The organism is Streptomyces sp. NPDC021562, assembly GCF_040640875.1.
Lineage (GTDB): Bacteria > Actinomycetota > Actinomycetes > Streptomycetales > Streptomycetaceae > Streptomyces.
The window spans coordinates 322,202-342,563 of record NZ_JBFACN010000007.1 but is presented as its reverse complement, the minus strand read 5'-3'; the positions used below and the strand labels follow the sequence as shown (position 1 = coordinate 342,563).

The window sequence follows — 20,362 nt, the reverse complement described above, 5'->3', positions numbered from 1 at the left end:
ACGACCACGATCGGTCGTCGGCACCGGCGTCTCGACGCTGTCTCAGACCGCGAGGTTGTCGGCCAGTTCCTCGGAGAGGTTGGCCTCGGTGCCCGGGATGCCCAGATCCGAGGCGCGCTTGTCGGCCATCGCGAGCAGCCGGCGGATCCGGCCCGCCACCGCGTCCTTCGTCAGCGGCGGGTCGGCGAGCGCGCCCAGCTCCTCCAGGGAGGCCTGCTTGTGCTCCATGCGCAGCCGGCCCGCCGCGGCGAGGTGCTCGGGGACCTCGTCACCGAGGATCTCCAGGGCACGCTGCACCCGGGCGCCGGCGGCGACGGCCGCGCGGGCGGAGCGGCGCAGGTTGGCGTCGTCGAAGTTGGCGAGGCGGTTCGCGGTGGCGCGCACCTCGCGGCGCATCCGGCGCTCCTCCCAGGCCAGCACCGACTCGTGCGCGCCGAGCCGCGTCAGCAGGGCACCGATCGCGTCACCGTCACGGACGACCACCCGGTCCACCCCGCGCACCTCGCGGGCCTTCGCGGCGATGGACAGCCGGCGGGCCGCGCCGACCAGCGCGAGGGCGGCCTCCGGGCCGGGGCAGGTGACCTCCAGGGAGGAGGAACGGCCGGGCTCCGTCAGCGAGCCGTGCGCCAGGAATGCGCCGCGCCAGGCCGCCTCGGCGTCACAGGTGGCCCCGGAGACCACCTGCGGGGGCAGGCCCCGGATCGGCCGGCCCCGGCCGTCCACGAGCCCGGTCTGGCGGGCCAGCTGGTCGCCGCCGGCCACCACCCGTACGACGTAGCGCGAGCCGCGGCGCAGTCCGCCGGGGGCCATCACGATCAGCTCGGAAGAGTGGCCGAAGATCTCCAGAATGTCCCGCTTGAGGCGCCGGGCGGCCATCGCGGTGTCCAGCTCCGCCTCGATCACGATGCGCCCGCTCACCAGGTGGAGGCCGCCCGCGAACCGCAGAATGGCGCTGACCTCCGCCTTCCGGCAGCAGGTCCGGGTGACGGGTAGCCGGGAGATCTCGTCCTTCACCGCTGCCGTCATCGCCATGGGCCGATCCTTCCATGCATCCGAAAAATACGGTCGTACGCGGCGGCCAACAGCTCCGGGTCATGCCGGGGTGAACCGTCGGTCCGGGCCACGGGGCCCAGCTCGACCGCGGCTCCCAGCCGCTTGGCGGCTTCGGTGAGCGAGTCGCGGTCGGGCACGGCGGCCTCGTCGGCCAGCACCACGTCCAGGGCGAGTTTAGGGGCGTGTCGCCCCAAAACCTCCAAATGACGCTGCGGGGAGAAGCCTTCGGTTTCTCCCGGCTGCGGTGCCAGGTTCAGGGACAGGACCTTACGGGCTTTCGTCTCGATGAGCGCGTCACTCAGCTCCGGGACGAGCAGGTGCGGGATCACCGAGGAGAACCAGGAGCCGGGGCCGAGCACCACCCAGTCCGCGTCCAGGACCGCCTCGACGGCCTCCGGCACGGCCGGCGGGTCGTGCGGCACCAGGTGCACGGACTGCACCTCACCCGGCGTCAGGGCCACGGTGGCCTGGCCCCGGACGATGTCCACCTCGTCGGGCCGCCCCGGATCATGCCCCTTGACCAGGGCCTGCAGCTCCAGCGGCACGGCGGACATGGGCAGCACCCGGCCGTGCGCGCCGAGCAGCTTGCCGACCAGGTCCAGGGCCTGGACATGGTCACCGAGCTGTTCCCACAGGGCGACGATCAGCAGGTTGCCGACCGCGTGCTCGTGCAGGTCGCCCTTGGACTGGAAGCGGTGCTGGATGACCCGGGCCCAGGTCTGGCCCCAGTCGTCGTCCCCGCACAGCGCGGCGAGCGCCTTGCGAAGATCACCCGGGGGGAGCACACCCAGCTCGTCGCGGAGCCGCCCGCTGGAGCCGCCGTCGTCGGCGACGGTGACGACGGCGGTGAGGTCGCCGGTGATCCGGCGCAGCGCGGCGAGCGAGGCGGACAGGCCCATGCCGCCGCCCAGGGCGACCACCTTGGGCTGGGTGCCCCGGCGGCGCGGCCGGGCGCCGCGGACCTCGACGGGACGGCCCGCGCGGCTCTCCGGCACCATCCGGCGCAGCCTGCCCAGCCGCGGAGAACGTCCGGTCACTCGCGCCCCATGTCCCGGTGCACGACTACGGTCTCCACTCCCTCGGCGGCCAGACGGGCGGCGAGCTTCTCCGACACGGCGACCGAGCGGTGCTTGCCGCCCGTGCAGCCGATGGCGATGGTCACGTAACGCTTGCCCTCGCGCCGGTACCCGGTCGCGATCAGCCGCAGCAGCTCGGCGTACCGGTCGAGGAACTCCTTGGCGCCCGGCTGGTTGAAGACGTACGCCGACACCTCCTCGTTGAGCCCGGTGTACGGGCGCAGCTCCGGAACCCAGTGCGGGTTGGGCAGGAACCGCATGTCGGCGACCAGGTCGGCGTCGACCGGCAGGCCGTACTTGAACCCGAACGACATCACCGTCGCCCGCAGCTCCGGCTCCTCCTCGCCGGCGAACTGGGCGTCCATCTTGGCGCGCAGCTCGTGCACGTTGAGGCTGGAGGTGTCGATCACCAGGTCGGCGTCACCGCGCAGCTCGCGCAGCAGTTCCCGCTCGGCGGCGATGCCGTCGACGATCCGGCCGTCGCCCTGCAGGGGGTGCGGGCGGCGCACCGACTCGAAGCGGCGGACCAGCGCGTCGTCGGACGACTCCAGGAAGACGATCCGGCGGGTGACGCCCCGGCTGTCCAGGTCCGCGAGGGACTCCCGCAGGTTGTCGAAGAAGCGCCGGCCGCGCACGTCCACGACGACCGCGATCCGGGCCACGTTGCCCTGCGAGCGGGCACCCAGCTCCACCATGGTGGGGATGAGGGCGGGCGGGAGGTTGTCGACGACGAACCAGCCGAGGTCCTCCAGACACTTCGCCGCCGTCGAACGACCGGCCCCCGACATGCCGGAGATGATCACCAGCTCGGGGATGGCCGCCTCGGCGGCCCCGGCCGGGGTGACGTCCGTGCTCACTTCTGCTCCGTTTTCCTGGACCGCTTCCGCCTGCTGCGGCTGATCCCGGCGCGCCTCGCCGGGCGTCCGCCCGGGCTCGCCCTGTGTCTCACCGAACGCCGGATCTCGCCCGGCCGTGCCCTGTACGTCTCGCTCGGTCATCTCTCCTGCCCCCGTCGATCGTCCGGGGCGCCCGCGGGTACGGGCTCCCCCGAGGCGTCCGCCGTCGTCTCGGGCGCCTCGTCTTCCCTGTCATCCATGATCTCTCCCGTCGCCGTGTTCACGGCGGGTGCGGCCGGGGCCGCCTGGGCGAGGGCCGCGGCGATGGTCTCGGCCGTCTTGCGGCCTATCCCGGGGACTTCCTGGATCTGTTCGATTGTGGCGGACCGCAGCTTCTTCACCGAGCCGAAATGCTTGATCAACGCCTGTTTGCGGGTCTCGCCCAGGCCCGGTACGTCGTCCAGGGGGCCGGCGCGGAACCGCTTGGCCCGCTTGGTGCGCTGGTAGGTGATGGCGAAACGGTGCGCCTCGTCGCGGACGCGCTGGAGCAGGTAGAGGCCCTCACTGGTGCGGGGCAGGACCACGGGGTCCTCGTCCTCGGGCAGCCAGACCTCTTCGAGGCGCTTGGCGAGACCGCAGACGGCGATGTCGTCGATGCCCAGCTCGTCGAGTGCGCGTTTGGCGGCGGCGACCTGCGGCCGGCCGCCGTCGACGACCACCAGCTGGGGCGGGTACGCGAACTTCTTGGGGCGGCCGTCCTCCTCCTTGAAGCCGTTGACAGGGGCGCCGTCGGAGTAGGCGTCGGCGCCCGTGAGGGCGGCGTTCGTGGGGGCGGCGGCGTCCGTGAGGGGGCCTCCCGTGTCGCCGTCCTCGACCCACTCCCCCGTCTTCTCCTTCTCGGCGAGGTAGCGGCGGAAGCGGCGGGTGATCACCTCGTGCATGGAGCGCACGTCGTCCTGCCCGGCGAAGCCCTTGATCTGGAAGCGGCGGTACTCGTTCTTGCGCTGGAGGCCGTCCTCGAAGACGACCATGGAGGCCACCACGTCGTCGCCCTGGAGGTGGGAGATGTCGTAGCACTCGATGCGCAGCGGGGCGCTGTCCAGGTCGAGGGCCTCGGCGATCTCCTCCAGCGCGCGCGAACGCGTGGTGAGGTCGGAGGCACGCTTGGTCTTGTGCAGGGCGAGCGCCTGCTGGGCGTTGCGCGCCACGGTCTCCATCAGGGCCTTCTTGTCGCCGCGCTGCGGAATCCGCAACGAGACGTTCGACCCGCGGCGGCCGGTGAGCCACTCCTGGACCGGCTCCAGCGGGTCTGGCAGGGCCGGGACCAGCACCTCCTTGGGAACGGCGTCCCCGGTCTCCTCGCCGTAGAGCTGCTGAAGGGCGTGCTCGACGAGAGCGGCGGTGGTGATCTCCTCCACCTTGTCCGTCACCCAGCCGCGCTGGCCGCGCACCCGTCCGCCGCGCACGTGGAAGATCTGGACGGCCGCCTCCAGCTCGTCCTCGGCGACGGCTATGAGGTCGGCGTCGGTCGCGTCGGCGAGCACGACCGCGTTCTTCTCCATCGCCTTCTTGAGGGCCCCGATGTCGTCACGGAGCCGGGCGGCCCGCTCGTACTCCATCTCCTCGGCCGCCTCCGTCATCCGGTTCTCCAGACGGCGGAGGTAGGTGCCGGTGCGGCCGGCCATGAAGTCGCAGAACTCTTCGGCCAGTTCGCGGTGGTCCTCGGGGTCGATCCGGCCGACGCAGGGGGCCGAGCACTTGCCGATGTAGCCGAGCAGACAGGGGCGGCCGGTGCGGGCGGCGTTCTTGAACACCCCGGCGGAGCAGGTGCGCACCGGGAACACGCGCAGCAGCAGGTCGACGGTGTCCCGGATGGCCCAGGCGTGGCCGTACGGGCCGAAGTAGCGCACGCCCTTCTTCTTGTGACCGCGCATCACCTGGACGCGGGGGAACTCCTCGTTCATCGTCACCGCGAGGTACGGGTAGCTCTTGTCGTCGCGGTACTTGACGTTGAACCGGGGGTCGTACTCCTTGATCCAGGAGTACTCCAGCTGGAGCGCCTCGACCTCCGTGGACACCACGGTCCACTCCACGGACGCGGCGGTGGTGACCATCGTCCGGGTGCGGGGGTGCAGGCTCGCCAGGTCCTGGAAGTAGTTCGCCAGGCGCTGGCGCAGGCTCTTCGCCTTTCCGACGTAGATCACCCGGCGGTGCTCGTCACGGAACCTGTACACCCCGGGAGAGTCCGGGATCTGTCCCGGCTTGGGGCGGTAGCTGGAGGGGTCGGCCATGTCTCACACCCTACTGGCGAGCGCCGACACCGCGACGCCCTGTGGGCCCCCGGGGGCGTCCGGAACGGCCGGGAGCCGGGGCGGCACGCCGGTCCGGGGCCCTGACGCCGGAGACCGTCGGGATGACGGCCTGTGGCGGGGGCCGGGAGCGGGGGGCCCGGGGCGTGGAACCGTGCGGTGACGTTCGTTCGCGGTCCGCGGTCGTGAGTCGTCCCGATCGGCGGTCGTCCCGGTCGGCGGTCGTCCCGGTCCGCCCGGAAGTCCAGTCCGTCCCGGTCTTGGAATCGGCCACGTCGGCGCCGCAGCGAACGGCTGGGGCGCGGCGCGTGCCGGAGGCTGGCCGGCGGCCGCGCCCTTGTCCCCTGTGCAGCCGCCGAGCCGGTCACGACGGGCGTGCGCGGCTTCCCCCCTTCCTCACCCCTCCTTCTGACGATCTCCGCTCGACGGCACACGTCCGGCACCGCCGAGCCCGCTGGATCCCCGCGCCGGGGGTCACGCCTCGGCCAGGTGGCCGCCCCCGGCCGGCCCGAGGTGTTGTCGGGGATTGGTCAACACGCTTCAATGCGGGGGAACTCGGGGCCGCGAGCGACGGCCCGCGGACGCGGCGTACCCAAGCGCGGCCGCCCCGGCACCGACGGGGTGGCCCCGGACCGCGCCGACGGCCTGACCAGCCGTTGAGAACCCCCCAAGAGAAAGGCCCCTGCATGCGGCACGGCACACAGCACGCGGACGTCGCCATCGCGGAACTGGACACGGTCCTGCGCGGCGGCCCCTTCCATGTGGCCCTGCGCGCCGCGATCGCCGCCCGCGGGCTGCCCCTCCAGCGCGTGCAGCACCATCTGTCGCGTCACGGGGTCAAGGTGGGCGTCACCAGCTTGAGTTACTGGCAGCAGGGCGCCCGCCGCCCCCAGCGTCCGGAGTCGCTGCGGGCCGTCCGCGCGCTGGAGGAGATCCTGCAGCTCCCGGACGAGTCCCTGATACGTCTCCTGGCCGAGACCGAGCAGGGTTCCGCCGTGCGCCGTCCCGGGGCCCGCTCCTACCGCTCGCTGGTCGAGGCCTCCGACGTCGTCGACCGGCTCCAGGCCGAGCTCGGCTGGTCCCTCGACGGCGGCCTGCACACCCTCGGACACCACGAGCGGGTGCGGATCGGCGCCCGGCGTGAACTGGCCGGCCGCGAGTCGCAGCACATCGTGCGCGCCCACCGGGACGGCATCGACCGCTTCGTGGCCGTCCACCACGGCGACCCGGGCTGCGCCCCGCAGCACATGAGCGTGCACGCGCTGGAGAACTGCCGTACAGGGCGCGTCCGTTCGGACCAGGAGACCGGCCTGCTCGTGGCCGAGCTGCTCTTCGACACCCAGCTGCGCTCCGGCGACACCTTTCTCTTCCGTTACGCCGTCGAGGACGGCACGGCCGGTGTCTCCCGTGAGTACGTGCGCGGTTTCGGCTTTCCCGGTGGTCAGTACACCCTCCAGGTGCACTTCGCCGCCGGCGCGCTGCCGGCCCGCTGTCAACGGTTCGCCCAGCACTCGGCCGCGGCCCCGCGCAGCGGCCGGCAGAACCTGCCGCTGAGCGGGCTGCACCGCTCCGTCCACCTGGTCGAGCCCCGGGTACGGCCGGGTCTGCTCGGCATCGGCTGGGACTGGGACTGACCCGGTCTCAGGCGCCCGGCCCGGCCACGATCCGGCCGTTCGCCGCCTTGACCGGCAGTTCGTTCAGCGGCTCGGTGGCCGGTGACCGCACCACCTTCCCGGTCACGGCATCGAACTCGCTGCCGTGGCAGGGGCAGACCAGCGTCGTCCCCTGGAGCTTGTTGATCGGACACCCCGCGTGCGTGCAGATCGTGCTGTACGCCTTCAGGGTGCCGTCGCCGGCCCGGCTCACGACGACGTTGTGCTCCCGGTAGAGCTTGGCACCGCCCTTGACGACCTCGCGCTCGGCCCCGAGGTCGACGGGCGCGGTCGGCGTCGCGTCCGCCGCGGCTCCCCCACCGGGCGCCGAGCAGGCCGCCAGTCCCAGTCCGGCGACCGGGACGGCCGCCGTCCCGCGCAGGACGGTACGACGGCTCGCGGAGGGACGGGCGGTCATGAGGGGCTCCCAGGGGTCGAGGGCGGGGTCTGCGGAGGCGTCTGGTGTACGTGACCGGGGGCGGACCGCGGCAGCGGGGAGCGCCGTCACGGAACGGCCGCCCCGAATCGCGCAGGGCGACGATACCCGGGCCGGTCTGTCCGGCTTCGGGCGGGTCGGCACTCGGGCGCAGCTCGCCCGCGCCGGACGTAAACGCTTGCGCAAGCGTTTACGCGGAGACGTCGGATGGGGTAGCTTCCCGGCCGGAGGCTCGCGGCAGGCCCGGCGTTAGAGGGGAGCCCTGCCCGGGTCCTTGCCCAGGCGGGGAAGCGGAGAAGGGGAATCCATGCCCACCATGGCCGACGTGGCGCGGAGTGCGGGTGTCTCCGTGGCGACCGTCTCCCATGTGCTGAACGAGACCCGCCCGGTGCTGCCGCACACCCGCCAGGCCGTCCTCGACGCCGTCGAGGAACTGGGCTACACCCCGAACACTCTCGCCCGCTCCCTGGTGACCTCCCGCACCCGCTCCATCGGGCTCGCGGTCTCGGCGATCAGCAACCCCTACTTCACCGAGATCCTCCAGGGTGTCGAGGCCGCCGCCCTGGAGCACGGCTACAGCCTGCTCATCGCCGACCCCCACGACGACCCCGACCATGAACGCAAGGTCGTCCAGCTCCTCCACGAACGCCGTGTCGACGGCATGATCGTCGCTCCTTCCGCCGCCCCGGACGGACTTCTCGCCTACCTCGGCCGCCATGCCGTGCCGACCGTCCTGCTCGACCGGGTGATCGACTGCGGCGCGGACCCCGCCCCGCGTTTCGACCAGGTCTGCGCCGAGAACACCGGACCGACCGCCCGGCTCGTCACCCATCTGGCCGCCCTGGGACACCGACGGATCGGCCTGGTCGCGGGGCTGCCCGGACTGAGCACCACCGACGAGCGGATCACCGGGTACCGGCAGGGGCTCGCCGCCGCCGGGCTGGCCCCGGACGAGGACCTGATCGTCTCCGGCCACTCCGAGTCCACCGGTGCCGAGCGGGCCGTCGCCGTCCTGATGGCGCTCGCGGCGCCGCCCACCGCGCTCGTCACCGCCAACAACGCGATGACCATCGGCGCGCTGCGCGCCCTCCAGACCCACGACCGCTCCGTGCCCGACGACATCGCCCTGTGCTGCTTCGACGACTTCGCCTGGGCCGATCTGTTCTCGCCCCGGCTCACCGCCGTCGCCCAGCCCAGCAGACAGATCGGTGCCGAGGCGGTCCGGGTGCTCCTGGAGCGACTGGCCGCACCCGACCGGCCCGCCCGCACCGTACGGCTCCCCTGCGCCTTCGTGCACCGGACCTCGTGCGGGTGTCCGCAGCAGCCCGAGCACCCCGAGCCCTCCAGGGAAGGAACTCTCTCGTGATCGTCGTCGCCGGTGAAGCGCTGATCGATTTGGTACCGCAGGGCACGGGCGCCCTCGCCGCCCTGCGGCCGGCGCTCGGCGGCGGCCCGTACAACACGGCCGTGGCGCTCGGCCGCCTGGGCTCCCCCACCGCGTTCTGCTCCCGCGCCTCGAACGACGCGTTCGGCGAGGCCCTGCTGGACGGGCTGCGGCGGGCGGAGGTGGACGTCTCCCTCGTGGCACGCGGTGCGGAGCCGACCACCCTGGCGGTCGCCACCGTCGACCCGCACGGCTCCGCCTCCTACTCCTTCTACGTCGACGGCACGGCCGACCGTCTGTTCACCGCCCCGGTCGCCCTTCCCGCAGCCACCCGTGCGGTCTCCTTCGGGACTCTCTCGCTCGTCCTGGAACCGGGGGCGGGCGCCTACGAGGAGCTGATGCGCGGCGCGGCCGGGCAGGGCCTGTTCATCGCCCTCGACCCGAACATCCGGACAGCTCTGATCCCCGATCCGGACGCCTACCGGGCGCGGTTCAAGAGCTGGCTGCCGTCGGTGACGCTCCTGAAGCTCTCGGAGGAGGACGCGCTGTGGCTGGGCGGCACCCCGCACGAGTGGCTGGCGTCGGGGCCGTCGGCGGTCGTGATCACCCATGGTGGTGACGGTCTCAGCGCCTTCACCCGTGACGGCACCGTGTACTCCGTCCCGGGTGAGGAGGTCGCCGTCGTGGACACGATCGGCGCCGGTGACACCGTGAACGCGGCTTTGCTGCACGGTCTGGCGGCCCGGGACGCGCTGTCCGCCGAGGCGCTCCTGGGGCTGGACGCCGACGGCTGGACGACGCTGCTGCGCTTCGCGGCCCGGGCTGCCGCGGTCACCTGTTCACGGGCGGGCGCCGAGCCGCCGTACGCTGCCGAACTCGCGATTCCCTGAGGGATGGTCGGCGCTGTCGGCCGGTGTCGTCGACCTTGCCGGTTCGGCTTCGTTTCCGCTGTTGAGGAGTCAAGGTTCGTCCTGCCCGCGGAGATCGGGCGGCTGATGATGCAACGCGTGGCGCCCCGCGGGAAGTTCCCGCGGGGCGCCGCACATGTCTGGATTTGTCGAATCCGGTGACCGGGTGGGGGTCAGGCCTTGCGGGCCCGCGTCGTCTTCTTCGCGGGCGCCGCCTTCTTCGTGACCCCGGCCGTCCTCTTCGCCGTCGTCCTGCGCGGTGCCTTCACCGAGCTGGCGTCGCTGACGCGGTCGGCGCCGAGGATCTCGCGCAGGAACTTGCCGGTGTGGCTGGCCGGGACGCCGGCGACCTCCTCGGGGGTGCCCTCGGCGACGACGAGTCCGCCGCCGGCGCCGCCCTCCGGACCCATGTCGATGACCCAGTCCGCGGTCTTGATCACGTCGAGGTTGTGCTCGATGACGATGACCGTGTTGCCCTTGTCGACGAGACCGGACAGGACCTTCAGCAGCTTGCTGATGTCCTCGAAGTGCAGACCGGTGGTCGGCTCGTCGAGGACGTAGACGGTCCGGCCCGTGGAGCGGCGCTGCAGCTCGCTGGCGAGCTTCACCCGCTGCGCCTCACCGCCGGACAGCGTGGTCGCGGACTGGCCCAGGCGGACGTAGCCGAGACCGACGTCCTTGAGCGTGTTGAGGTGGCGGGCGATCGACGGGACGGCCTCGAAGAACTCCGTGGCCTCCTCGATCGGCATGTTCAGGACCTCGGCGATGGACTTGCCCTTGTAGTGGACCTCCAGGGTCTCCCGGTTGTACCGGGCGCCGTGGCAGACCTCGCAGGGGACGTAGACGTCCGGGAGGAAGTTCATCTCGATCTTGATGGTGCCGTCGCCCGCGCAGTTCTCGCAGCGGCCGCCCTTGACGTTGAAGGAGAAGCGGCCCGGCAGGTAGCCGCGGACCTTCGCCTCGGTGGTCTCGGCGAACAGCTTGCGGATGTGGTCGAAGACGCCGGTGTAGGTCGCCGGGTTCGACCGCGGGGTGCGGCCGATGGGCGACTGGTCGACGTGCACGACCTTGTCGACGAGGTCGTCGCCGTCCACGCGCGTGTGCCGGCCCGGCACGTTGCGCGCGCCGTTCAGTTCGCGGGCCAGGTGGGTGTAGAGGATGTCGTTGACCAGCGTCGACTTGCCGGAGCCGGACACGCCGGTGACGGCGGTGAACACGCCCAGCGGGAAGGACACGTCGATGTCCTGGAGGTTGTTCTCCCGGGCGCCGTGCACGGTGAGCCGGCGGGACGGGTCCTGCGGGCGGCGGATGTCGGGCAGCGGGATCGACTTCCTGCCCGACAGGTACTGACCGGTCTGCGACTCGGCGTTGGCGAGCAGCTCCTTGAGGGAGCCGCTGTGCACGACCTTGCCGCCGTGCTCGCCGGCGCCGGGACCGATGTCCACGACCCAGTCGGCGACCTTGATCGTGTCCTCGTCGTGCTCGACGACGATGAGCGTGTTGCCCATGTCGCGGAGCCGGACCAGGGTCTCGATCAGGCGGTGGTTGTCGCGCTGGTGCAGACCGATCGACGGCTCGTCCAGGACGTACAGGACGCCGACGAGGCCGGAGCCGATCTGGGTGGCCAGGCGGATGCGCTGGGCCTCACCGCCGGAGAGGGTGCCTGCCGCGCGGTTCAGCGAGAGGTAGTCGAGGCCGACGTCGACCAGGAAGCGCAGCCGCTCGTTGACCTCCTTGAGCACGCGCTCGGCGATCTTCTTGTCGCGTGCGTTGAGCTTGAGCTCACCCAGGAAGTCCGCGCAGTCGCTGATCGACATCGCCGAGACCTCGGCGATCGACTTCTCCATGACGGTGACGGCGAGGACGATCGGCTTCAGACGCGTGCCCTGGCAGGTCGGGCAGGGCACCTCGCGCATGTAGCCCTCGAAGCGCTCACGGCTGGCGTCGCTCTCGGCCTCGCTGTGCCGGCGCTTGACGAACGGCACGGCGCCCTCGAAGGGCGTGGTGTACACCCGCTCGCGGCCGTACCGGTTGCGGTAGCGGACCTCGATCTGGGTCTTGTGACCGTAGAGCAGGGCCTTCTTGGCACGCTGCGGCAGACCGGCGAAGGGGATGTCGGTGCGGAAGCCCAGCGCGTCCGCGAGGGCGCCGATCAGGCGGCCGAAGTAGTCCTTGGTGTGACCGTGCGACCAGGGGTGGATGGCGCCCTCGTCCAGGGACTTGTCCTCGTCCGGGACGATCAGCTCCGGGTCGACCTCCATGCGCGTGCCGATGCCGGTGCACTCGGGGCAGGCGCCGAAGGGCGAGTTGAAGGAGAAGGAGCGGGGCTCCAGCTCCTCGAAGGAGAGGTCGTCGTAGGGGCAGTACAGGTGCTCCGAGTACATGCGCTCGCGCTCCGGGTCGTCCTCGGGGAGGTCGACGAAGTCGAGCACGACCATGCCGCCGGACAGGCCGAGGGCGGTCTCCACGGAGTCGGTGAGACGGCGCTTGGCGGTGCCCTTCACCGTGAGGCGGTCGATGACCACCTCGATGGTGTGCTTCTCCTGCTTCTTCAGCGTCGGCGGGTCGGACAGCTGGACGGTCTCGCCGTCCACGCGCGCGCGGCTGTAGCCCTTGGTCTGGAGGTCGGCGAAGAGGTCGACGAACTCGCCCTTGCGCTCGCGCACCAGCGGCGAGAGCACCTGGAAGCGGCTGCCCTCCGGCAGCTCCAGCACCTTGTCCACGATGGCCTGCGGCGACTGGCGCGAGATCGGGCGGCCGCACTCGGGGCAGTGGGGCTTGCCGATGCGCGCGAAGAGCAGCCGGAGGTAGTCGTAGACCTCGGTGATGGTGCCGACCGTCGAGCGCGGGTTGCGCGAGGTCGACTTCTGGTCGATGGACACCGCCGGGGACAGGCCCTCGATGAAGTCCACGTCCGGTTTGTCCATCTGCCCGAGGAACTGGCGGGCGTACGAGGAGAGCGACTCCACGTAGCGACGCTGGCCCTCGGCGAAGATCGTGTCGAAGGCCAGGGAGGACTTGCCCGACCCGGACAGCCCCGTGAAGACGATGAGCGAGTCACGAGGCAGGTCGAGCGAGACGTTCTTCAGATTGTGCTCGCGCGCGCCACGGACGATGAGACGGTCGGCCACAGCCGGTCCGCACCTTTCTTGAGAGAAGTGACAGGGGCAGGGCCCCGTGCTTCTTCAGACTAGGGGGAGCCACTGACAACGCCGGACGGATTCCTGGATGCGTAAACAATCCCGGACCATCCAGCATGCCCGACGCCGTCAACGACGATATAGCACGCGCATTCGATTTACGGAGCCCGCCGGAAACCTTCACCCGAAGGGGTGGCCGCACTACTGTCAGCCCCATGATTGATCACGCTCATGACCTGGCGGCTGTACAGGAAGCGACCGACCGGTTGCTCAGCGCGGTCGCCGCACTGGACAACGCGGCTGTCGCCCGGCCGTCACGGCTGCCCGGCTGGACGGTCGGCCACGTGCTGGCCCACCTCGCCCGCAACGCGGACGCGCTCGTGAACGTCCTGGACGGCCGCCCCATGTACGCCTCCGCCGAGGCGCGGGACTCCGACATCGAGCGGGACGCGCCGCGCCCGCTGGACGCGCAGCTGGCGGACCTGCGCGCGAGTCACACGGCGTTCCGGGCCCAGGCGGACGTGCCCGCGGACTGGACGCGCACGGTGGAGCTGCGCAACGGCGTGACCGACACGGCGGACCGGGTGCCGTTCCGGCGCTGGGTCGAGGTCGAGCTGCACCATGTCGACCTCGGGACCGGGTACGAGCTGGAGGACCTGCCGGAGGAGTTCACCGAGCGGGAGATCGGCTTCCTCGCCGACCGCTTCCTGGGGAACCCCGACGTACCGGCGACCCGGATCACGGACGGCACGCGCGCGTGGCGCACGGGACGGCAGGCACCGCAGACGGAGGTCACCGTCCAGGGCCGGCCCGCGGACCTGCTCGGCTGGCTCTGCGGACGCCGCGACGGAACCGCGCTGGAGCCGTCCGGCGGAGAGCTGCCGAAGCTGCCGCCCCTGTAAGCGGGCGAACCGTCCGACGGGACCGTGCCCGCTATAGGCTGACCGCCATGACGTACAGCGGAGAGGTCACGGTCGGCGGGCCGGCGGACGTGCACGAGCTCAAGGACCTGATGATCACCAAGATCGCGGTCGGGCCGATGAACAACAACGCCTATCTGCTGCGCTGCCGCGCCACGGACGAGCAGTTGCTGATCGACGCGGCCAACGAGGCGGAGACGCTCCTGGGCACGATCGGTGACGACGGCATCGCGTCCGTCGTCACCACGCACCGGCACGGCGACCACTGGCAGGCGCTGGCCGAGGTCGTCGCCGCCACCGGAGCGCGCACGTACGCGGGCCGGGAGGACGCCACCGGCATCCCGGTCACCACGGACGTCCTCGTCGACGACGGCGACGTCATCCGGGTCGGCCAGGTCGAACTGACCGCCCGCCACCTCGTCGGCCACACCCCCGGCTCGATCGCCCTGGTCTACGACGACCCGCACGGCCATCCGCACGTCTTCACGGGCGACTGCCTCTTCCCCGGCGGGGTCGGCAACACGCACAAGGACCCGAAGGCCTTCGCCAGCCTGATCCACGACGTCGAGACGAAGATCTTCGCGGTCCTGCCGGACGAGACCTGGGTGTATCCGGGCCACGGCAACGACACCACCCTGGGTACGGAACGCCCGCACCTGCCGGAGTGGCACGCGCGCGGGTGGTGAACAGGGGGCGTGCATATCAATCGCGCGCCCCGTGTGAACAGTTCGCACGCGCCGGAGCCCAGCGCACGCTCCCGGCGCGCGTGGTGGCGCGGTCAACTGGGGGCAGCCCCGCACAGGATGACGGCTCCTGGGCGGTACGGGCCGCCGGTCATCATTCCCCGCCCTCGGCCGGCGGCCCCGGCGGGTCCGCGCGCCCGGTGAGCGGCCGCGTTCACAGAACCGCAACACCCGTTCCCACTATGCGGACAATTACCCGCTTGACCTGGACAAACGCGGTGTTCGCTGTCACTCTCCCGCCATGCACCCTGCCCCGAGCGCGCTGCGTCGCGCTGCCGCCGCCGCCACCATAGCCCTGCTCGCCACCGCTGTCGGCTGTGCGCCGCAGCCGGACGACAAGGCGTCCGGCGCGTCCTCCTCGTCGGCCGGAACCACCTGCGCCAAGGGCAAGTTGGCCACCCGGACCGCCGGCAAACTGACGATCGCGACGGACGAACCCGCGTACGAGCCGTGGTTCAAGGACGACAAGCCGGCCAACGGCAAGGGCTACGAGTCGGCGGTCGCGTACGCCGTGGCGAAGCAGCTGGGGTACGACAGGAGCGCGGTCGTCTGGCAGAGCGTGCCGTTCAACAAGGCGTTCGCCCCCGGCGTGAAGACGTTCGACTTCGACATCAACCAGGTCTCCATCAGCGCCGAGCGCAAGAAGGCCGTGGACTTCTCCTCCGGCTACTACGACGTGCGCCAGGCGGTCATCGCGCTCAAGGGCACCAAGGCCGCGAAGGCCACGAGCATCGCCGACCTCAAGGGCCTCAAGCTGGGCGCCCAGGTGGGTACGACGAGCCTCGACTACATCAGTGACGTGGTGAAGCCGTCCCGGCAGGCGGCCGCCTACTCCAAGAACGACCAGGCCATCTCGGCGCTCAAGAACGGCCAGGTGGACGCGATCGTGACCGACCTGCCGACCGCCTTCTACGTGACCGCGGCCCAGGTGACGAACGCCAAGATCGTCGGTCAGTTCGAGAACCAGGGCGGTACGCCCGAACAGTTCGGCCTGGTGCTGGACAAGGGCAGTGCCCTCACCTCCTGCGTGACCTCGGCCGTGGACGCCCTGCGCGGGGACGGCACGCTGGCGAAGCTGGAGAAGCAGTGGCTGTCCGACGCCGTCGACGCTCCGGTGCTCAAGTGACGGTCACGAAGGCCGAGTCCGGGGAGGACTCCGGCGAGGACGGAATGCGCGACGCCTACGTCCCCTCGCAGCGGCGCCTGGACCGCGAGCGCCACAAGCGCGTCAGGGCGCGTCGCGCGACCGCGATCGCCGCGCTGTCCACCCTGGTCACGGCCGTCGTCCTGTACTTGGTCGTGGTCAGCGCGCCGGGCTGGGAGCGCACGAAGGAGACGTTCTTCGACGGGCAGTACGCGCGCGAGGCGTTCCCCAAGGTGCTCGACGGCCTGTGGCTCAACATCCGGCTGCTGCTGATCTGCGGCGTGCTGGTGCTCGTCCTGGGCATGCTGATCGCCATCGCGCGCACGCTGCCGGGACCCGTGTTCTTCCCGTTGCGTGCGCTGGCGGCGGCGTACACGGACTTCTTCCGCGGTCTGCCGCTGATCATCAATCTGATGATCGTGGTGTTCGGGGTGCCCGCGCTGCGGCTCCAGGGCGTGACCGTCGATCCCGTGCTGCTGGGCGGTACGGCGCTGACGCTGACGTACTCCGCGTACGTCGCCGAGGTCTTCCGCGCGGGCATCGAGTCCGTGCACCCCTCGCAGCGCGCGGCGGCCCGCTCGCTGGGGCTGACCAACCGGCAGGCACTGCGCCACGTGGTGCTGCCCCAGGCGGTGCGCCGCCAGGTGCCGCCCCTGCTCAACGACCTGGTGTCGTTGCAGAAGGACACCGGGCTCGTGTCGATCGGCGGCGCGATCGACGCCGTACGGGCGTCCGACATCATCGCCCAGCGCAGTCTCAACTACACGCCGTACATCGTCGCAGGGCTGGTGTTCGTGGCGCTGACCATCCCCATGACGCGCTTCACGGACTGGGTGACGGCCAGGACGGACCGGCAGCGGGCCCAGGGAGGATCCATATGAGTGAGGCGCCCGTCCTGCGCATGGAGTCCGTCCGCAAGACGTTCGGGGACTCGGTCGTCCTGCGGGACGTGGACCTTGAGGTCGCCCCGCACACCGTGACCGCGCTGATCGGTGCCTCCGGCTCCGGCAAGTCGACGCTGCTGCGCTGCGCCAACCTCCTCGAGGAGATCGACGACGGCGCGATCTGGCTGGACGACCAGGAGATCACCGATCCGCGTACCGACCAGGACGCGGTCCGGCGGCGTATCGGCGTGGTCTTCCAGGCGTACAACCTCTTCCCGCACATGACCGTGCTGGACAACATCACCCTGGCCCCCCGCAGGGTGCACGGTGTCCCCCGCGCCGAGGCCGAGGAACGGGCCGGGGAGCTGCTGGAGCGCCTCGGGCTGGGCGGGAAGGCGGCTGCCTACCCCGACCGGCTGAGCGGCGGTCAGCAGCAGCGGGTGGCCATCGTGCGCGCCCTGGCGGTACGGCCCCGGCTGCTCCTGCTCGACGAGATCACCGCCGCCCTCGACCCGGAGCTGGTCGGCGAGGTGCTCACCGTGGTCCGTGATCTGAAGGACGAGGGCATGACCATGGTGCTGGCGACGCACGAGATGGGCTTCGCACGGGACGTCGCCGACCAGGTCTGCTTCCTCGACGGCGGTGTCGTCCTCGAACGTGGCACGGCCGAGCAGGTGTTCGGCGACCCGCAGCAGGAGCGCACCCGGCGCTTTCTGCGGCGGATCGTGGAGGCCGGGCGCCTCTGAGGCGGCGGTCAGGCCTCGGCGGTGGCGGCGCCGACCAGGGCCGCCACCCGCTCCACGCCGAACACGTAGCCCTGGACACCGCATCCGGCGATCACACCGTCCGCGCGCAGCGAGACGTAGGAGTGGTGGCGGAACGACTCGCGCTTGTGGATGTTGGAGACGTGGACCTCCAGGACGGGCAGCCCGTCGCAGGTGTGGAGGGCGTCCAGGATCGCGACCGAGGTGTGCGAGTAGGCGCCCGGGTTGATGACGATCCCACAGTGGCCGAGGCGCGCCTCATGGATCCAGTCGACCAGTTCGCCCTCGTGGTTGGACTGCCTGAAGTCGACGGTGCCACCGTGCGCGGCCGCCGCCCTGACGCACAGGGCCTCGACGTCGGCGAGCGTGTCGGAACCGTAGATCTCCGGCTGACGTCTGCCGAGCAGGTTCAGGTTGGGCCCGTTGAGGATCATGATCGGGGCGTCGGTCAGGGTGCGGGGCACTGTTCCTCCGGGTCCGTGTGGCGGGCGAACGGCCCTGGTGGGACCGCGGCTCAGACCGGTTTATCACGGTGCGCCGGAGCGCCCGCGAAGGACGCCGTGCGCCCCCGTAACCCGCGATCACCGTGGGTAGTTGACCCGGCATGCACGATGTACGCACCGTAACTCCTCCCTCGATGCTGCGGCTGGCCGCGGCCTCGCTCGCCGGGACCGCGATCGAGTTCTACGACTTCTTCGTCTACGGGACGGCCGCGGCCCTCGTCCTGGGGCCGCTGTTCTTCCCGACGTTCTCGACGGTCGCGGGGACGCTGGCGGCGTTCGGGACGTTCGGGGTGGGCTTCGTCGCCCGGCCGCTGGGCTCGGCGCTGTTCGGGCACATCGGGGACCGGCGGGGCCGGCGGCCCGTGCTGGTCCTGTCCCTGCTGCTGACCGGCGTCTCGACGGTCGCGGTCGGGTGCGTGCCTTCGTACGGCACGATCGGTGTCGGCGCTCCCGTCCTGTTGCTGGCGCTGCGGTTCCTGCAGGGGCTGGGGCTCGGTGGGGAGTGGGGCGGGGCGGTGCTGCTGACCGCGGAGCACGCGCCTGTCGGACGGCGCGCCCTGTGGTCGAGCTTTCCGCAGATCGGCCCGGCCGTCGGCTTTCTGCTCGCCAACGGCGTGATGCTGGCCCTGTCGGCCACCCTCTCGGACCCGCAGTTCGCGCAGTGGGGGTGGCGGGTGCCGTTCTGGGCGGCGGGAGCGCTGGCGCTGGGCGGTCTGTGGGTGCGCTCGTCGCTCCCGGAGAGCCCGCGCTTCCTGGAGCTCGACGACCACGCGCGCGTGCCGCTCGCCGAGGTCGTACGGCACCACTGGCGGCTGGTGCTGCTGACGGCGGGCGCGCTCGCGGTCGGGTACGCGGTGTTCTACGCGGTGACGACCTGGTCGCTGGCGTACGGCACGGAGCGGCTCGGGGTGAGCCGTACCGTCATGCTGGTCTGCATCATGGCCGCCGTGGTGGTGAAGGGCTCGCTGACGCCGGTGATGGCCCTGCTCGGCGACCGTTACGGGCGGCGTCCGCTGTGCCTGGTGGGGTGTACGGTCTCGGCGCTGTGGTCGTTCCCGATGGTCGCGTTGCTGGCCACCGGGCAGCCGCTGTGGATGTTCATCGGGTTCACGGGGGCTCTGGTCGCCTTCGTCACGATGTTCTCGGTGGTCGCCGCCTATCTGCCGGAGCTGTACGAGCCGCGGGTGCGCTGCACCGGCGCCGCGGTGGGCTACAACCTGGGCGGGGTCGTCGGGGGCGCGCTCACGCCGATCGTGGCGACGGCGCTGACACAGCACGACGGGCGGGTGCCGTGGGGTGTGGGCGCGTATCTGGCGGGGGTCGGGCTGGTGAGTCTGGGCTGCTTCGCCCTGTTGCCCGAGACGGGCCCGGCGCCGGTGGCGGCGGTCGAGCCGGTCACCGGCCGGGCGCGGTCTATGGGTTGATCGCCAGTTCCAGGTAGACGGCGAACAGCACCAGATGGACACCGCCCTGCAGTGGTGTGGCCCGGCCCGGTACCACCGTCAGGGAGCTGACCACCACGGTCAGCGCGAGCAGCAGCATGTGGGTGGCGCCGAGGCCGAGGACGAGGGGGCCGGAGAGCCAGATGGAGGCGAGGGCCACCGCGGGTATGGTCAGGCCGATGCTGGCCATGGCGGAGCCGAGCGCCAGGTTGAGGCTGGTCTGCACGCGGTCGCGACGGGCTGAGCGCAGGGCCGCGATGGTCTCGGGGAGCAGCACCAGCAGGGCGATGATCACGCCGACGACGGCCTGGTGCAGACCGGCGGCCTGTACACCGGCCTCGATCGTCGGGGACACCCCCTTGGCGAGTCCGACGACACCGATCAGGGCGAGGCCGAGCAGTCCGAGGCTGATCCAGGCGGTGCGCGCGGAGGGGGCCGCGGCGTGGTCGTCGGCCGCCATCACCTCGCCCTGCCGGGTGATCGGCAGGAAGTAGTCGCGGTGCCGTACGGTCTGCGTCGCCACGAACAGGCCGTAGAGGATCAGTGAGGTCAGGGCCGCGAAGGTGAGCTGTACGCCCGAGAACTCCGGACCCGGCTTGGTGGTGGTGAACGTCGGCAGTACCAGGCTGAGCGTGGCGAGGGTGGCCACGGTCGCGAGGGCGGCTCCGGTGCCCTCCGGATTGAAGACCGCCGTACCGTGCCGCAGCGAGGCGACGAGGAGGCAGAGGCCGACGATGCCGTTGCAGGTGATCATGACGGCGGCGAAGACGGTGTCCCGGGCCAGGGTCGCACTCTTGTCGCCGCCGTCGGCCATCAGGGTGACGATCAGGGCCACTTCGATGATCGTGACGGCGACGGCGAGGACGAGGGAGCCGAAGGGTTCGCCGACCCGGTGGGCCACGACCTCGGCGTGGTGGACCGCCGCCAGGACCGATCCTGCGAGGACCAGCGTCACCAGCGCCACGACCCAGCCGGGCAGAGCACGTCCCCAGGTGAGGGCGAGGAGGGCGACCGCGAGCACCGGCACGAGGAACGTCCACTGAGGGGTGAGCGACCTGAGCCGAATGATCATGCAGCGATGGTGGCAGAGGCGTACATCGTTCGCATTTCCTGTCCTTTCGAGGGCCGGGGGCCCGCCGTCGGCGCGGCTCGGCCCCCGGGTCGTACG

Annotated in this window: 17 protein-coding genes; 9 read left to right on the top strand and 8 right to left on the bottom strand. The window is 71.4% G+C overall.

Annotated elements, in window-relative coordinates:
- Nucleotides 1–42: 42 nt before the first annotated feature.
- The 4 genes from whiA to uvrC are packed head-to-tail and all read right to left on the bottom strand — an operon-like array spanning nt 43 to nt 5,256.
- On the bottom strand, nt 43–1,032 hold the full coding sequence (gene whiA, locus AB0G52_RS14070) for a DNA-binding protein WhiA (protein ID WP_132886120.1): 990 nt from the start codon (nt 1,030–1,032) through the stop codon (nt 43–45).
- The gene (gene yvcK, locus AB0G52_RS14065; protein ID WP_132886121.1) at nt 1,023–2,090 is read right to left on the bottom strand and encodes a uridine diphosphate-N-acetylglucosamine-binding protein YvcK; all 1,068 of its coding nucleotides are present in this window, start codon (nt 2,088–2,090) and stop codon (nt 1,023–1,025) included. Before yvcK ends, whiA begins: the two co-directional genes overlap by 10 nt.
- Nucleotides 2,087–3,127 (bottom strand): RNase adapter RapZ, encoded by a 1,041-nt coding sequence (gene rapZ / locus AB0G52_RS14060; protein ID WP_361336517.1) that lies wholly within the window; start codon nt 3,125–3,127, stop codon nt 2,087–2,089. Before rapZ ends, yvcK begins: the two co-directional genes overlap by 4 nt.
- Nucleotides 3,124–5,256 carry an excinuclease ABC subunit UvrC gene (gene uvrC, locus AB0G52_RS14055; protein ID WP_132886123.1) on the bottom strand — a complete coding sequence of 711 codons (2,133 nt, stop codon included), beginning with the start codon at nt 5,254–5,256 and terminating at the stop codon, nt 3,124–3,126. The genes rapZ and uvrC overlap by 4 nt, the downstream gene beginning before the upstream one ends.
- A gap of 704 nt (nt 5,257–5,960) precedes the next feature.
- Between uvrC and AB0G52_RS14050 the strand changes: the two genes are divergently transcribed.
- Nucleotides 5,961–6,908 (top strand): hypothetical protein, encoded by a 948-nt coding sequence (locus tag AB0G52_RS14050; RefSeq protein WP_361336515.1) that lies wholly within the window; start codon nt 5,961–5,963, stop codon nt 6,906–6,908.
- Between the two features lie 7 nt (nt 6,909–6,915).
- On the opposite strand, the gene AB0G52_RS14045 is transcribed toward AB0G52_RS14050, so the two are convergent.
- Nucleotides 6,916–7,344, bottom strand: a complete 429-nt coding sequence (locus AB0G52_RS14045; RefSeq protein ID WP_361336513.1) for a Rieske (2Fe-2S) protein — start codon at nt 7,342–7,344, stop codon at nt 6,916–6,918.
- A gap of 325 nt (nt 7,345–7,669) precedes the next feature.
- On the opposite strand from AB0G52_RS14045, the gene AB0G52_RS14040 reads away from it, so the two are divergent.
- Together AB0G52_RS14040 and AB0G52_RS14035 are read left to right on the top strand one after the other, a co-directional pair.
- Nucleotides 7,670–8,728, top strand: coding sequence for a LacI family DNA-binding transcriptional regulator (locus AB0G52_RS14040; RefSeq protein WP_361336511.1), 1,059 nt, complete (start codon nt 7,670–7,672; stop codon nt 8,726–8,728).
- The gene (locus tag AB0G52_RS14035) at nt 8,725–9,636 is read left to right on the top strand and encodes a carbohydrate kinase (protein ID WP_132886127.1); all 912 of its coding nucleotides are present in this window, start codon (nt 8,725–8,727) and stop codon (nt 9,634–9,636) included. The genes AB0G52_RS14040 and AB0G52_RS14035 overlap by 4 nt, the downstream gene beginning before the upstream one ends.
- A 191-nt stretch (nt 9,637–9,827) precedes the next feature.
- Here the strand turns inward: AB0G52_RS14035 and uvrA are convergent, their stop codons facing one another.
- Nucleotides 9,828–12,785, bottom strand: coding sequence for an excinuclease ABC subunit UvrA (uvrA, locus tag AB0G52_RS14030; RefSeq protein WP_132886128.1), 2,958 nt, complete (start codon nt 12,783–12,785; stop codon nt 9,828–9,830).
- Nucleotides 12,786–13,009: 224 nt separating this feature from the next.
- Between uvrA and AB0G52_RS14025 the strand changes: the two genes are divergently transcribed.
- The 5 genes from AB0G52_RS14025 (at nt 13,010) to AB0G52_RS14005 (ending at nt 17,231) form a co-directional block, all read left to right on the top strand.
- Nucleotides 13,010–13,696: a maleylpyruvate isomerase family mycothiol-dependent enzyme gene (locus AB0G52_RS14025; RefSeq protein WP_132886129.1), complete on the top strand. Its 687-nt coding sequence runs from the start codon at nt 13,010–13,012 to the stop codon at nt 13,694–13,696.
- A 47-nt stretch (nt 13,697–13,743) separates the two neighbouring features.
- Nucleotides 13,744–14,400: an MBL fold metallo-hydrolase gene (locus tag AB0G52_RS14020; RefSeq protein ID WP_132886130.1), complete on the top strand. Its 657-nt coding sequence runs from the start codon at nt 13,744–13,746 to the stop codon at nt 14,398–14,400.
- A gap of 298 nt (nt 14,401–14,698) precedes the next feature.
- Nucleotides 14,699–15,583: an ABC transporter substrate-binding protein gene (locus AB0G52_RS14015; RefSeq protein ID WP_361336507.1), complete on the top strand. Its 885-nt coding sequence runs from the start codon at nt 14,699–14,701 to the stop codon at nt 15,581–15,583.
- Nucleotides 15,580–16,482 (top strand): amino acid ABC transporter permease, encoded by a 903-nt coding sequence (locus AB0G52_RS14010; protein WP_132886132.1) that lies wholly within the window; start codon nt 15,580–15,582, stop codon nt 16,480–16,482. Before AB0G52_RS14015 ends, AB0G52_RS14010 begins: the two co-directional genes overlap by 4 nt.
- On the top strand, nt 16,479–17,231 hold the full coding sequence (locus AB0G52_RS14005; RefSeq protein ID WP_165939221.1) for an amino acid ABC transporter ATP-binding protein: 753 nt from the start codon (nt 16,479–16,481) through the stop codon (nt 17,229–17,231). Before AB0G52_RS14010 ends, AB0G52_RS14005 begins: the two co-directional genes overlap by 4 nt.
- A gap of 8 nt (nt 17,232–17,239) precedes the next feature.
- On the opposite strand, the gene aroQ is transcribed toward AB0G52_RS14005, so the two are convergent.
- On the bottom strand, nt 17,240–17,713 hold the full coding sequence (gene aroQ / locus AB0G52_RS14000) for a type II 3-dehydroquinate dehydratase (RefSeq protein ID WP_132886133.1): 474 nt from the start codon (nt 17,711–17,713) through the stop codon (nt 17,240–17,242).
- A gap of 173 nt (nt 17,714–17,886) precedes the next feature.
- On the opposite strand from aroQ, the gene AB0G52_RS13995 reads away from it, so the two are divergent.
- Nucleotides 17,887–19,176, top strand: a complete 1,290-nt coding sequence (locus AB0G52_RS13995; RefSeq protein ID WP_132886987.1) for an MFS transporter — start codon at nt 17,887–17,889, stop codon at nt 19,174–19,176.
- Here the strand turns inward: AB0G52_RS13995 and AB0G52_RS13990 are convergent.
- Entirely contained in the window at nt 19,166–20,266 is a 1,101-nt protein-coding gene (locus AB0G52_RS13990; protein WP_361336504.1) for an ionic transporter y4hA, read from the bottom strand. The two genes, AB0G52_RS13995 and AB0G52_RS13990, sit on opposite strands and share 11 nt — an antisense overlap.
- Between the last annotated feature and the right edge of the window lie 96 nt (nt 20,267–20,362).